Source organism: Grylomicrobium aquisgranense (assembly GCF_033971865.1).
In the GTDB taxonomy this organism is placed as follows: Bacteria; Bacillota_I; Bacilli_A; order Erysipelotrichales; family Erysipelotrichaceae; genus Bulleidia; species Bulleidia massiliensis.
In genome coordinates this window covers 1-13,458 of record NZ_JALBUR010000042.1, presented here as the reverse complement: position 1 = coordinate 13,458, position 13,458 = coordinate 1, and the positions used below count along the sequence as shown (strand labels likewise).

General features: G+C 44.6%; 11 protein-coding genes. All 11 read left to right on the top strand.

What is annotated here, in order from left to right:
- The first annotated feature begins 129 nt into the window (after nt 1–129).
- The gene (locus MOZ60_RS10470; protein ID WP_371832663.1) at nt 130–1,680 is read left to right on the top strand and encodes a zincin-like metallopeptidase domain-containing protein; all 1,551 of its coding nucleotides are present in this window, start codon (nt 130–132) and stop codon (nt 1,678–1,680) included.
- A gap of 29 nt (nt 1,681–1,709) precedes the next feature.
- Entirely contained in the window at nt 1,710–1,997 is a 288-nt protein-coding gene (locus MOZ60_RS10465) for a hypothetical protein (protein ID WP_370596632.1), read from the top strand.
- 17 nt (nt 1,998–2,014) lie between these two features.
- Nucleotides 2,015–2,941 (top strand): hypothetical protein, encoded by a 927-nt coding sequence (locus tag MOZ60_RS10460; RefSeq protein ID WP_370596631.1) that lies wholly within the window; start codon nt 2,015–2,017, stop codon nt 2,939–2,941.
- A gap of 476 nt (nt 2,942–3,417) precedes the next feature.
- On the top strand, nt 3,418–4,248 hold the full coding sequence (locus MOZ60_RS10455; RefSeq protein ID WP_370596630.1) for a hypothetical protein: 831 nt from the start codon (nt 3,418–3,420) through the stop codon (nt 4,246–4,248).
- 53 nt (nt 4,249–4,301) lie between these two features.
- Nucleotides 4,302–4,634 (top strand): hypothetical protein, encoded by a 333-nt coding sequence (locus MOZ60_RS10450; RefSeq protein WP_370596629.1) that lies wholly within the window; start codon nt 4,302–4,304, stop codon nt 4,632–4,634.
- 77 nt (nt 4,635–4,711) lie between these two features.
- Nucleotides 4,712–6,538 (top strand): hypothetical protein, encoded by a 1,827-nt coding sequence (locus tag MOZ60_RS10445; protein WP_370596628.1) that lies wholly within the window; start codon nt 4,712–4,714, stop codon nt 6,536–6,538.
- A gap of 188 nt (nt 6,539–6,726) precedes the next feature.
- Nucleotides 6,727–8,550 carry an FAD-dependent oxidoreductase gene (locus MOZ60_RS10440; protein WP_370596627.1) on the top strand — a complete coding sequence of 608 codons (1,824 nt, stop codon included), beginning with the start codon at nt 6,727–6,729 and terminating at the stop codon, nt 8,548–8,550.
- Between the two features lie 49 nt (nt 8,551–8,599).
- Nucleotides 8,600–8,956 carry a hypothetical protein gene (locus tag MOZ60_RS10435; RefSeq protein WP_370596626.1) on the top strand — a complete coding sequence of 119 codons (357 nt, stop codon included), beginning with the start codon at nt 8,600–8,602 and terminating at the stop codon, nt 8,954–8,956.
- Nucleotides 8,943–11,531 carry a VirB4 family type IV secretion system protein gene (locus MOZ60_RS10430; protein ID WP_370596625.1) on the top strand — a complete coding sequence of 863 codons (2,589 nt, stop codon included), beginning with the start codon at nt 8,943–8,945 and terminating at the stop codon, nt 11,529–11,531. Before MOZ60_RS10435 ends, MOZ60_RS10430 begins: the two co-directional genes overlap by 14 nt.
- Nucleotides 11,528–12,535 carry an endolysin-like domain-containing protein gene (locus MOZ60_RS10425; RefSeq protein ID WP_370596624.1) on the top strand — a complete coding sequence of 336 codons (1,008 nt, stop codon included), beginning with the start codon at nt 11,528–11,530 and terminating at the stop codon, nt 12,533–12,535. The genes MOZ60_RS10430 and MOZ60_RS10425 overlap by 4 nt, the downstream gene beginning before the upstream one ends.
- A 424-nt stretch (nt 12,536–12,959) precedes the next feature.
- The gene (locus tag MOZ60_RS10420; protein WP_370596623.1) at nt 12,960–13,196 is read left to right on the top strand and encodes a hypothetical protein; all 237 of its coding nucleotides are present in this window, start codon (nt 12,960–12,962) and stop codon (nt 13,194–13,196) included.
- Nucleotides 13,197–13,458 lie beyond the last annotated feature (262 nt).

Below are 13,458 nucleotides of genomic sequence, written 5' to 3'. Positions count from 1 at the left end.
TGCTTTGATATACATGATTCTACATAGAAATGACGCTGCTGAATAAGTTTTGGTAAAGATAATACAAAAGAAAACAAAAAAGGCCCATAACAGAGCTAATTCACATTAGCAACTGTTACAGGCCCTTTTATTTTCGATTCACTGTCTAAGGATGATTCACTTGTTTTAGGCACGGATCAGGTTGATGACGAGAATCATCCGATCGTTGTTTTAATCAGGCCAAATGGCCAGGCGAGTTACTTAGGCGAAGATTATCCCTCAAATTTTGTCACCAGTATGTATCCCCATGATCATCTGGATTATCATCTGCAGCAGGCAGTTGAGGAGGGTAAGCTTCTCTATATCAACAGGAAAAAGAGTCAGAAACTAGCAGACAAAACAAGATTTCAAGTGCTCATGAGTTTATCGGATACAGTGCCAGTTGGACTGATACACCAAAGTCAGAATCTCTCCAGACCTGTTAATGTCGCCAGTCAGCTGGCAGCAGATGTACGGGAGAACCGTTCTTCTTACTCCTCCAGAAATATCAAATCAGCAAAAGAACAGATTACAGAATATCGGAAGCAAATCGGGGAGCAGTTCATCCGGCTTATGGATAAAGACAATCCTGTAGATTGCTTCTCATGGGTAAAACAGTGGCATACGGTCAGCGGTCCGGATGCAGGGCCAATATCTATGACAACAGGAAAGCCATACCGTGGATCCAACGCATTTGTTTTGAGTATGACTGCCCTGATGAAGGGGTATCAGGATCCCCGATGGACTACCTTTTCTCAGTTATCCAGAGTGAATCCCAAGGCACATGTCAACAAAGGTGAGCATGGTACAACCATACAGCGGTGGCTAGTATCAGATCTGACAAAGAAGAAAGGCGAAAAGGGTAAGTTTATTGATTTTCCAGAGATGGCCAGACTGATCAGAGATGAGGGGCGAAAGTCTGAGGAGTTCAGAGCTTTTCCAAAGTTCTATTCGGTGTTTAATGCTGAGCAGTGTTCAGGCATCCCACCTTTGAAGCGTGAGAAGCATGAGGCAATTAATCAGGATGAATACGTCACAAAGATCTCCAGGAGTATGGGCGTACCGATCTATAACGATCAGTACGAGAATGCTTTTTACAGGCCATCTGAAGATGCGATTCACCTGCCAAACAGAGATCTCTTTATTTCAGAATATGCCTATAACGCTGTAGCTCTTCATGAGCTTGGCCACAGCAGCGGGGCGGCAAACCGTCTGAACCGCACCAGTCTTACAAATACGGATGGATTTGGCGGAGAAACATATGCGTTTGAGGAGCTGGTGGCAGAGATGACATCAGCTTTTACTTCGGTTGCTTTAAAGCCTGATGAAGAGGGCATGAATGAGTTTATTGAGAAAACTGCAGCCAATCACTACAAATACGTAAAGTCCTGGGCTTCAGCAATCAGAAAGGATCCAAACTGCTTGGATAAAGCACTGGAACAGGCACAGCTTGCCACTGACTTTCTGGATCTGCATGGCGGCAGACTTTCATTGAATGACTATAACCGGAAGCATGGCCTTGATAATGGCGTCTTTATCAATGCATCCGGTGATATTCAGGTCATGAGTGAGAAACAGCTTGCTTCAGCAAACAACGTAGCAGAATCAGTCAATGAAATCAGGAATTTCAATACTCTGCATGGAAGGTCCAGAGGAAGATGAACGATTAGCTTGAAGAATTGGAGGAAAGTATGAATGAGGTAACAAACGATGAATTAAGATGGAGACAATCAGATATTGATGATGTGCGGATGACGGTTGCAGAACTTTATGTGGATGAAGGACATAAGGAGATGTTTCGGACATTGCCGCAGATACGTGATTATCTCTTGAGCATGCTTGATCTGTCTGCATTGCAGTATATGGAAACCGGCAGCAGGACATCACTCAATTCCTATCTGCACTATTTGGATTTCTTAAATATGCTAGACTGTCTGCCTACTGCAATGTGGTTCTGGCAACCTGGAATTGATGCGTAATGGGAAAAGCAGATTCTATGAGAATAGATAACAAGATCCTTCTTGTAATGATGGCTGCAGTTCTTTCGGGCTGCAGCCTGTTTTCATCTTCTGTGCAAACAGCAGTACCTCCTGAAGCCAACACTTGGACGCCTTTACCCCCATCAGGCACTGCTGAGAGAGTGATATCACAGGATGGATTTCAGGTTGCAGAGGGGCAGGTGATGTTTGATTATGGAGACATTACAATCGCATCACTGCAGTATGGATATAGTCCGACAGATGGAGTGGGATTCTATTATTCGATCCATAATGATTCGGACCAGGAATTCCTTCTGTCTTCAGATTACATTACAGTGAATGGATATTCTTATTACAATCCGCCGGATGATACGTTTCAATACAGTGTTAAGGCGCATTCTGATGACAGAAACAAGCTTATTTTGGATACGGATCTGTTGAGTGCTTTTGGCATCCATGAGATCTGTTCAATAGGCGGACAGTTTACGATATATGATCCTGATACACAGGCTGTTCTATATATCGGAGATTCATTCCTGGTGAAAACAGATCACTTTGATGACATGCAGCAGCCGGATCTCAGCAGTTTTGAATTGGTTTATGAAGATGACAAGGTCAGGATATCTATCAAACCGTCTAAAACATTTTTCACTGAAGGAATTCCTATCATCATCAAAAACAAAACTGATATGACGCTGCTGTTCTCACCGATACAGATGCAGGTGAATGATGCTGATGTACTTGTTACTGGCGGACTAACAGAAGTACCATCTGGAGGTCAAGGTATTGGTCTGGTGAAACCATATAGAGATTCGTTAGCTGAAGAAGATATTGGAAATTACGAAGATCTGCAGAAGGTAACGTTGTCTTTCGGAGCATCACAACCAAATTCTCAGAATGTTGAATTGTCAACGCCTCAATTAGAGATTCCATTCTATCGATAGGTCTCTCTTGATTATCGGCTTACTGAAATCTTCATATGATGATTTCTAGCCTTTAAGTGCTCAGGAAAAAATGAACTTTAAAGGGGGTCTAATGTTCTTGCTTAGGCTGTTTACTCTTATTATCAGATCTATTGACTGAGAATAATACAGAAATGAAGGTGATAATCGTGGCAGATTACCTGTCTGAAGTGAAAACACGTGGTTTGAATTCTGCCCAGATGACAGAGGTGTATGAAGGCTTAAAGAAACTTACAACGGATCAGGTAGATCTGTATGCAAAGCCAGAATATGACAATATGCAGATGCAGGAGATACGGCTTGGTCTGGAGCATGGCCTTACTCCTGATCAAATGGCAGTATTCATGAATCCTGAGATCTCATGGGAGGCAATGAACCATAACCGGGAAAAGATAGAAAATGCAAATGTTATTGATAAGAGAGCAAAGGCAAAGCTTCATGCACAGTGGCTGCGCATTATGTTTATTGCCCTTTTGATCATTACCCTGATAGGCACTGCTTCGGTCGGTGCCTATCTTTTTCATCAGTATCAGATGCTGCAGAATCAGAATTTGACACTGATACTGACTGCTGATGAGGTGACACTGGATTATGGAGCAGCATTCAATCCGATTGATTATGTGCAAGATTACACCAAAGAGGATGGCGTTGAGCTGATTCTTCCGGATGTGATTGATACACATCAGATTGGAAAGACAGAAGTGTTGTACAAAATCAAAAATAGGATAAAAACTGGAACTGCTGTTCTGGCTGTCAATGTGATAGATCAATCTCCACCGGATGTTACTCTGTCAACTCATGAAGTTACGCTGACAAGAGGACAGGATACCTTTTCTGGTAAAGCATACTTATCATCTGCAGCAGACAACGCTGATGGTGACCTGACGGATAGTGTGATATGGAATGATCCGGATGAAAGTCTGAATGATCAGGATATTACCTATTCAGTCACCGATTCCTCTGGAAATACCGGCATAGCTGTATTGACTCTTCATTATAAAGACCCAGATCCTGTGCCCGAACCAGAAAAGATTATTGTTTATCAAAACTCGGGAGAACCTAATTCTGGCAGTACTCAGTCATCATTCAGTAGTTCTACAGATTCTTCCGGATCTGCAGCTCAGCAAAGTCAAACGCATGGCAGTCAGGATTTTATGTTTTCCGATGGTTATGACATGGACAGTGCTTATCAGGCATGCATTGCTGCAGGAAGTGCAGTAGGAACGTATCAGTGCACTCCAATTTCGGATGGAGATGGGATCTACACAGGTTATCAGCTTACTTATTAGCAACACATTACGATGAGACGGAAAAGTCTCTTTTTTTGTTTGAAGGAGAAGAAATGAAAATGAATAACAAAGAAAAGAATCTTTTGATTGTATCTGTCATGACAATGACACTTTTGAAGTTTGTAACACCTGCGCATGCAGATCTGAACACAACAGAGCTGCAGAACTGGCTGAATGGATACCTTACGCCGCTGTATAACACACTGACCTGGGCAATCCCGGTGATTCTTGGAATTTATCTTCTTATTAAAGCCATCAGCTGGTGGCAGGCTGAAGCGGAAGGTGCGCAGGAGAAACCATATTGGGTAACCGTAAAAAAAGGAATCATTGTCGGTGTCGTCGCAGAGTCTGTCACATTGCTTCTGAGCATCTTTTCCATCAGTTGATCCCAGGCTTTGCTATGTCTGGCTGCTGCAGTGCATTGAACGCGGCAGCTGCCATTACTGAAAGAAAGGAGTATTAGATGCCATCTTGGTTAAATGGTTTTGTGACAGATACATTCAGAACTGTCCTCTGGTTCCTGGCAAAGTTCGTTCTTCAGCTTTCAGATATGATCTACAAAGTAATCCTTGCATTGTTTAATCTTCATCTGGAAGGCAGAACTGGCAGCAATTCCTGGATCTGGGATTTCTATACGGTTGTTCTTTCCGTCACCGGTTTATTCATTCTCTTCAGACTGCTGGTGATGCTGTTTAAGTCGTCATTTATTGATGACACGATCCAGAAGATAGATGGATCCACTCTGATCCAGAGAGTTCTGGCAATTGGTCTTGTGTTGTCACTGGTACCGGTCCTGATGCCAATGCTGAGTTCGTTTGCTTCTTCTGCAGCAACTACATTTCCATCCATGGTAGGTACAGAGGATATTACTCCATCTGATATCATTATCAGCTCTGGCCTGACAGATTTCTCTGATACCAGTAATGAGATCTCAATCAGTGATATTCCGGACGGACAGAAGGCAATTGATTACCTGGCATTAGCAAAGATCAATGAGAAAGACGGGAATGAGTACAAGTACATTCCCAATACAGAAAATCTTGCCTGGATCATGCTGCTGGGAGCAATCACTTCTTACGTAATGTTGTTTGTTGGGATTCAGATTGTTACCAGACTTGTAGGTCTGTTTTTGAAGATTGTGCTTGCTCCGTATGCCTTATCTGGTTTGGTGGATCCCAATGACAATGCACCATCGTTGTGGTTTCGTTTATGTATGTCCGACTTCCTGACATCGTTTTTTCAGATGGTTTCAATCTGGATTGCCATGGCAATTGCGACGCATATTCCGGATGGCTTCAACGGCATTGGTAAAGGCATTATTTTCATTGGAGCACTTTTCAGCATTATGACAGCACCTGGCGGGATTGCGCAGCTGCTTGGCGGTGACACGGGTGCGCAAACTGGCATGCAACTGATGCAGCAAGCAGTAGCACTGGGCCAGGGCACACAGATCACCATGGCGGGGATCAATACAGCTGTAGGTGCTGCCACTGCACTGGGTGGCAAAGTAAAGACGGCTGGGGCAGCAGGGTTCTATAGTGCTGGCCGGATGCTTGGCGCAAGATCACTGAATCCAGTGAATGCCGATCAGAGAAGTGAATTGGCACAGGAAACAGACAGAGTGGTGAATGCGATTGGCTCGATTGGCGGTCCTGCAGGAAAGCCCGGAGGTGATTCTTCAGGAGGATCTGGTGCGCTTCATGAATCCTCAGGAACTTATAATGCCGGTACTGCTGTACCTTTCAGCAGCGGATCTTTGTATGACAGCAGTGATAGTGGAAATAACATGGCTGCAAGTAGCTTTCCTGAGAACGTAGCTCCTTCCTATGAGACAGCAGGTGAGGCAATTCCAGAGAGCAATGGATTGTCAGCAAATAATATGTCAGTGAATGCCGCAAGGCAGTCAGATGCAAATGATGGCATATCTATCGGAGTTAGCTCACAGGGCATTGCGCAATACAGTGATGGACGTGTGACTTCTCCAGACAGTCTTCTTGGACGGATTGCACCGTCTTCCCGCAGCGGTGCTATGGCAACTACCTTTGCCTCACATATGTATCAAAGATCTGCAGCCCGGATTTTCAACTCCAAAGAGCAGCGGGCCAGAATCAAGGCACAGACTAATTTGGGCACACTTAAAAGTGCTGCAGGATCATCTTTTTCTGATTATCATAATGCAGTCAATGCTGCGCAGGACAGAAAGCTGTCCAAAGAGTTCGGCAGGGTGATGATGAAGCACAAGAATCTTGTGGAATCAGGAAAGAAGTATATGGATTCTCATATATCATGAATTCTTAGAATGCGAGTATCCTATGACAAAATAATCTGGAAATATATGCTGATATTTCGATTCGTCGTCAAATATAGAAAAATATGATCATTTCAAATCCTGAAAAAAGGAATATTATTTCAGGATCTGACCTTGATTAGCTTGTGAAAAAAATCATAATAGGATGTACAGGGAGAGAGGAGATTATCATGAAGAAGAGAAGATTGCTTTCTGCTTTTCTGTGCGCAGCGATGCTTGCTGGCTGTTCTGGCAGCAGCACAGCAGTTGCCACCACGACACCTGTAAGTATTCCAGATGGTGTCTACGAAGGAACCGGTACTGGCAATAACGGTCCTATTTCTGTCAGTGTTACTGTCAAGGATAATAAGCTGACAGATGTTGAGGTAACATCCAACACTGAAACACAGGGTATTGGCGATGTTGCGGTTGCTAAGGTTCCACAGGATATGGTTGATAACAACACTTTCAGTGTTGACAACGTATCCGGTGCAACTGTCACTACTGTTGGCATTGAATCAGCCTGCCGTGATGCCCTGAAAGATGTGGATCCGGATGGCACAGCATTCAATACCGATGTCGAAACTGAAAAAGACTCTGAAACCAGAGAAATGAGCGCTGACATTGTTGTCATTGGCGCTGGCGGTGGTGGCATGGCTGCAGCAACCAAGGCTGCTTCCATGGGCAAGTCCGTCATTCTGATTGAAAAGAATGACATGGTCGGCGGCGATACAATGTGCAATGCCGGCACACTGATCGCAACCGGCTCCAAGTTCCAGAAAGAAAAGCTTGGTGAGGAAAATGATTCCCCTGAGCTTGCGTATGATGATATCATGCGGATCGGTCTGAACAAGAATGATCCAGTGCTTGTCAAGATGATCACAGAAACCATTGGCTCTACAGTTGATTGGCTCATTGATGACATGAAGGTGCCATATGATGTTGCTCAGACACAGTATCCGGATCACTCTGCCAAGAGACAGATTGGTGTTGTCGGCAGAAGCTATGAGTTCTTCAAAGTCATGACTGATAACTTCGAAAATCTCGGCGGCCAGCTCCTGTTAGGAACCAAAGCCACCAAGCTGTTAACTGATGACAGCGGTGCTGTTACCGGTGTGGAATGCGAAGACAGCAAAGGCAAGATTGATATCACCGCAAAGGCCACCATTGATGCCGCAGGCGGCTTCGGTGCCAATACAAAGATGCTGCCGGATTCCCTGAATGGATACATGTTCTATGGCAGAACAACCGATCTGGGTGATGGCTTGAACCTGGGCACAGATGTCGGTGCAGATACCATTAACCTTGATCTTGTCAAAGTCTATCCGCAGGGTGTTGAAACCGTTCCTGGCAGAGCTTTGGCAGCTACAGCAAGCTCTACAGCTGCAACCAATGGGCATGGTGCAATCTATGTCAACACAAAGGGAGACAGAGTTGTAAAGGAAACCGGCACTCTTGCTGAGATTACCAATGCCACAGTCGCTCAGGATGACAAGATTCTGTATCTCGTCATGGATGAGGATGCATGGCAGACCTATGTACAGAAGTCACTGGAAGACAAGCTTGTTGCATCCGCAGATGATCTGACCAAGTGGGAAAGCATTGAAAATGACGGCAAGCCGGTACTGGCTTCCGGTACAGATCTGTCTGCTCTTGCCAAGACCATGGGCATTGATGCGGATGAACTGCAGAAAACAGTTGATCAGTATAATTCTGACTGCGCATCTGGAACAGATGCATTTGGCAAGGAAAACCCGGTTGCACTTGCAACAGGCGGCACATACTATGTCGTTGAACAGAGACCTCGTTTCTGCACAACTCTTGGTGGATTGAAAGCCAATGAGAACATGCAGATCCTGGATAAGTCTGGCAATCCAATCACCAACCTGTATGGTGCCGGATCTGTTGTCGGCGGTGCAAATGGTGCAGATTCCATGACTGCAATGATGAACTCCTGGGCTATTGGCTCCGGTGTTGTTGCAGGCCAGAAAGCTGCTGAAAGCATCACAGACTGACGAATCAATTTGAGAAGACTCATTTGCATACAGCAGGTGAGTCTTTTTTATGTTGAGAAAGGAAATTATGGATGATTATGGACTGCGCTTTAATGCGCCGAAAAACTTTAAGAATGGCCGGCTGATCGGAAACAGATACCGGATCATTGATCTAGTAATTGTGCTGACAGGAGCGTCTCTGTCAGCACTTTCTTTGATTTTGTACATCAGCGTCCTGCATGGCCACAGCCTGCCGGCAGTGGTGACAATGTTTATCCCTGGTGCACTCTGCTATGTGATTACACTGCCAACTGGTGGAGTATATCACAACAATATGGTGCTTCTGCAGGTGCTGATCCGGTTTGCCAAAGCAAGGAAGAACTATCTCTGGGAGGGGATCTATAAAGAAGACAATGAGAAAGAATAGAAGAATGACGCACATTGAAAAGTGTGAGAAACGCGAGCTTGATGCGGCAAAGAAGAATGCTGCCAGAATGCGCAAAAAGGTGTCTACAACGCTTCGATGGATGGATATTAAGCAAGTGACCGAAGACAGCGTAATCGTTGCCAGAAACGGCTCTAAAGCGGTAATAAAGGGTATAAAGCTTACACCGAACAATATCTTTATCGATCAGACAGCCGAACAGAGACAGTTTGTGGAAGGCATCCGGCTCTGTCTGAATTCTGCTCCAAGCACTATCTGGTTTGAGTTTGTGCAGTCACCAGTCAATGTAGACCACTGGGTAAATGATCTGAGGGAAGAACGGGATAATGAATCTGATTCGGCCTGCAGAAAGATGATTGCAGCAGATATGGATAAATATTCTGATTTCTCAAAGACTCACAGAGAAAAAGAATTCTTTGTTTTGATCCGCAATGAGAATGAAAAGATCCTGGAGAAGGATTATGCAGATCTTTTCCGCCTCTGGAATAATGCTGGATTTTCACCAAAGCAGCTGAACCGCAGGGATTACTATTCACTGATATCTTTTTATTTTGAGAACAGTCTGATCAACGATTACGTTTTTTCACGCGGCTTGTTTTCGTATCTGAACACAAAAATGGAATACAGTGCAGCGGACGATGCCTATAAAGAGATTGATACAATAGAGATGTTCACCGCTTGGGGAGATCCGGTCATCAATGTGAAGCCATCTGCCAACATGATTGAGAAATCAAAGCTTGCTCCAACTGGATTGAAGGTTCTCCCAAAATACATGATGATAGGAGATAAGTACATTGAGAATATCCTGGTTACCTCACTTCCGCCATTGTATGCGCTTGGCCTGCTGTGTGAGTTCCTCAATGATCCTTCCATCAAGCTGTATGTCAAACTTCAGAAGTCGGATCTGAATATGCAGAAGATCCTGACAAAGGATATCAATGACAAGAAGCGCAGATATGATAAGACACATGATGAAACGGAAAAAAGAAAGATCCTGACGGAACTGGAAAGCCAGCAGGAATATATCAATGAAGTGATCAATCTCAATGATCGGACACACAATCTGACCATTATCTTCCAGATTTCCGCTGATGATCCAACAGAACTAAAGGATGAGCGTGACAAGCTGAAAGCAAGACTGAAGGTAAGAGGATTCTCTGTGACTGATGGTTTGCTGCTACAGGAACAGTTGTTTAAGCTCGCCACACCGCTTTTTCTCACGTCAGGCATGAATTCCACCATCGAGGAAAACATCGGCGTCCCTTTGACTTCTGAGGGCGTTGCCGGGCTGTATCCCTGGGTCTATGAGACACTGAACGATCCCAAAGGATTTCTCTTTGGCGAAGAACTGCAGAATCACGGTAAGATCATCTTTGATGTGTTTTATTACCTGAACGAACCAAAGCAGGCTAGATATGCCAACCGGCTGAATGGCAACGTGATTGTGACTGGTGCTGCCGGATCCGGAAAGACAACTGCCATGTCTTTGATCATCCGCCAGATGATTAAGAATAAAGTCATGACTATCTGGATAGACCCGGAAAATAAAAACGAGCAGTTGACAAGAAAGTATGGTGGCACCTATATCAGCTGGGGACAGAAAGAGAATCGGATCAATGTGTTTGACCTGAAGCCGATCAGCAGTGATGATGATAGTGAAGATCAGAGCAGAATGTGGGATACAGAACTGGCAGTGAATTACGTGATTGAGGACGTTGGCAATGTCCTCAAATTTTTATTTCCGGCTCTTTCAGAAGATGCTTTGTCATTTGTCGGTATGCTGGTCAAAAAAAGTTATGCCAAAGTTGGAATCTGTCCGGATGCGTCTGGCAGCTGGGCTTCCTTCCGATCCAAGACCTATGAAGATATGCCAACCTTTTCTACTTTTGATCAGGTGCTTTCAGAAGAGATCGAAAGAAGAAAGGAGCTGGCAGGTGAGGAGGAGAATCTCAGATATCTCAATGAACTGAAGCGGAAGATGCAGCGTGTGTTGAATGAATGGAGCGAGTATCTGAATGGCTATACAACAATCCGGCTTAATCCAAGTGGCAGAATGATTGTGTCATTTGGTACAAAGAAGCTGTTTGATTCTTCTGAAGAGCTGCAAAACGCTTTGTACTACATCATGTTCGGCTACAGCTGGACTCTTTGCCTGGATGACTCGTACAAGTCAGCTTTTGTGGTCGATGAAGCACATGCTCTGATTCACAGAGGCAATACTTCCCGATTGCTTTCACAGTTTGTCAGACGTTCCAGAAAATATAAGAACGTCATGGTAATTGGAACGCAGGAGCCGCATGACTTTGCAGACAGCCGGATCATCACTGATGGCAAAGCTATTTTTAATAACTCTGCTTACAAGATTGTCCTGGGAATGAACCATGATGCTACCAACGATCTGAACAAGCTGGAGTCCATTAACGAGAATGAAGCCTACTGGATAGAAAACTTCGGCCAGGGTGATGCCCTGATGATCATTGGCGGCCAGAGAAGAATTACAATTCACGTCACGCCTACCAGGAATGAACTTGCTGAGATGGGTGCAATGTTTCTATGAGACTAATTGAACTGATGACTGGCAGGGCAGATATGTCAGAAGGGATCAGGATAACCGGCAAAGGACTGATGAAACTCTTCACTGGATATCTGATCACGTTTCTGATTGCACCGTGTCTGATCGTTATCACTGCAGCTGCAGCGGCCGCAGCACCCGTGCTGTATGCAGACTGGCTGAAGGAAAGGGCGGAGGTATGGTTTGCGGACCTATTTGATCACAGTGATGAAAGAGCTGCAGAATGGTACACAAATGTCTATATGGATTTCGAGGACTATTCTCCTGCAGACTATTCAGCTTACTGGCTTGCAGAGGCTGTCTCTTTATACCACTATGTGGATACAGGCCAGAACATTTGTACAAAGGATTTATCCATGGATGAATACATGAACTCCTTTAATCCTGCTGCAGGTAGTAATCAGTTTGGTGCCATTATGGATGAGCTCCAGGAGAGAACCGGATATTCTGTAGATCTCTATGGCAGATCACGAATCAAAGATATCGCTGCCGATATGCAGCAGAAAGGAAATGACTTCAGCAGCAATGGCAGCGGTGCCACTGGTCCAATAGTTCTGCCTTCAGATGGCTCAGTTATCAGCAATGCCCTGGCCTGGGCTGTGGCTATTGCCAATGATCCAGATCACGGTTACTCACAGATCAATCGATATGGACCGGACTATGACTGCTCTTCATTTGTGTCTGCAGCATTCCATGCAGCAGGCGTGCCGGTTGGTCTTACCAACAACACAACATCGATGCAGTATAACTTCCCGGCCAATGGATTCACCATGATTCCATTTTCAAAAGCAAGTCTTGCAGCAGGAGATGTCATGCTAGCGGTGAACCATACAGAGATTTATCTTGGTAATGACATGAGTGTCGGAGCTCACATTGATGAAAATGGCACAACATTCGGCCGACAGTCAGGAGATCAGACTGGCAATGAGATCTCAGTAGGCAAATACTGGGATGATGGCTGGGTCTGGATCCTTCGATACACAGGGTAATGAAATATCCCCTGTAAGTGAAGAGGTGAGGCCAAATTCTGTCAAAATCTCTTAAAACAGGGTAAGGAATCATGCCCGACAGAACTGTCGGACATGATTCGAAGAGGACAACCGGGCAATGCCCGGTTTCATTGTATTCATCGGTAAATTTGAATGACGCCATTTGTCGGACGACGGCAGACAGATAAGAATTTTCCGTCTGGCGATGGGTGGCACTTGCCAGTCAGTTCTCTGCGTATAAGAACGATTATTTGTGGCTGCAAATTTCATCGTGATAAAGGTAACGATTGAATACCAATTGACACTATCTCTTGAAAAAGTAAGAAATACAGGACAGAATTCTTTTGTAAGCAAAACCACAGTTTGTTGTATTTTGCATTCGACAAACTGTAATCAACCCGGTCAAATGCAGAAGGAGAGCAGTATGTATTGGTGGTATAAGTTGCTGGAGAAGAATGGCGATGTTTATCGCTATGCTTATTCTCGGGAATCAGATATATGTGATGGCATCATCGTTTATTCCGCAACTACACAAACAGCGATAATTGAGAAGGTTTCAAAAACAGATCGTACTCGATGGGAACAGCAAAAAAGCCTGGAGCATTTTTCAAAAGTGATAAAAGAAGGGTTCCCTAAGCAAAGACAGGTTTGCTGCGGATGACAGCAATATTTTTGAATTAGCATCGTGGTGACGGTGCTTTTTTGTGTGACGGGCAGTCACACTCATACAGAAACGCAATAGTGCGTTGTCAAAGTAATCCAAGAAAGGATAGAACTGGATGGAAAACATGAAAGTGTATGAAGTAGAACCCTAGTGAAGGTGAAAAGCCTTTGCCGGCGAAGGCCACTGCCACGCCGAGAGCTAAGCCTACTGCGGTCCGTGAGGGTGAACGGGTAAGAGCGTTCTTTGCCGTAGGGAAGAG

Excerpts from the sequence above, each read along its gene's own strand:
- MOZ60_RS10465 (WP_370596632.1), top strand. The coding sequence starts at position 1,710 with ATGAATGAGGTAACAAACGATGAATTAAGATGGAGACAATCAGATATT.
- MOZ60_RS10460 (WP_370596631.1), top strand. The coding sequence starts at position 2,015 with ATGAGAATAGATAACAAGATCCTTCTTGTAATGATGGCTGCAGTTCTT.
- MOZ60_RS10455 (WP_370596630.1), top strand. The coding sequence starts at position 3,418 with ATGTTTATTGCCCTTTTGATCATTACCCTGATAGGCACTGCTTCGGTC.
- MOZ60_RS10450 (WP_370596629.1), top strand. The coding sequence starts at position 4,302 with ATGAAAATGAATAACAAAGAAAAGAATCTTTTGATTGTATCTGTCATG.
- MOZ60_RS10445 (WP_370596628.1), top strand. The coding sequence starts at position 4,712 with ATGCCATCTTGGTTAAATGGTTTTGTGACAGATACATTCAGAACTGTC.
- MOZ60_RS10440 (WP_370596627.1), top strand. The coding sequence starts at position 6,727 with ATGAAGAAGAGAAGATTGCTTTCTGCTTTTCTGTGCGCAGCGATGCTT.
- MOZ60_RS10435 (WP_370596626.1), top strand. The coding sequence starts at position 8,600 with ATGTTGAGAAAGGAAATTATGGATGATTATGGACTGCGCTTTAATGCG.
- MOZ60_RS10430 (WP_370596625.1), top strand. The coding sequence starts at position 8,943 with ATGAGAAAGAATAGAAGAATGACGCACATTGAAAAGTGTGAGAAACGC.
- MOZ60_RS10425 (WP_370596624.1), top strand. The coding sequence starts at position 11,528 with ATGAGACTAATTGAACTGATGACTGGCAGGGCAGATATGTCAGAAGGG.
- MOZ60_RS10420 (WP_370596623.1), top strand. The coding sequence starts at position 12,960 with ATGTATTGGTGGTATAAGTTGCTGGAGAAGAATGGCGATGTTTATCGC.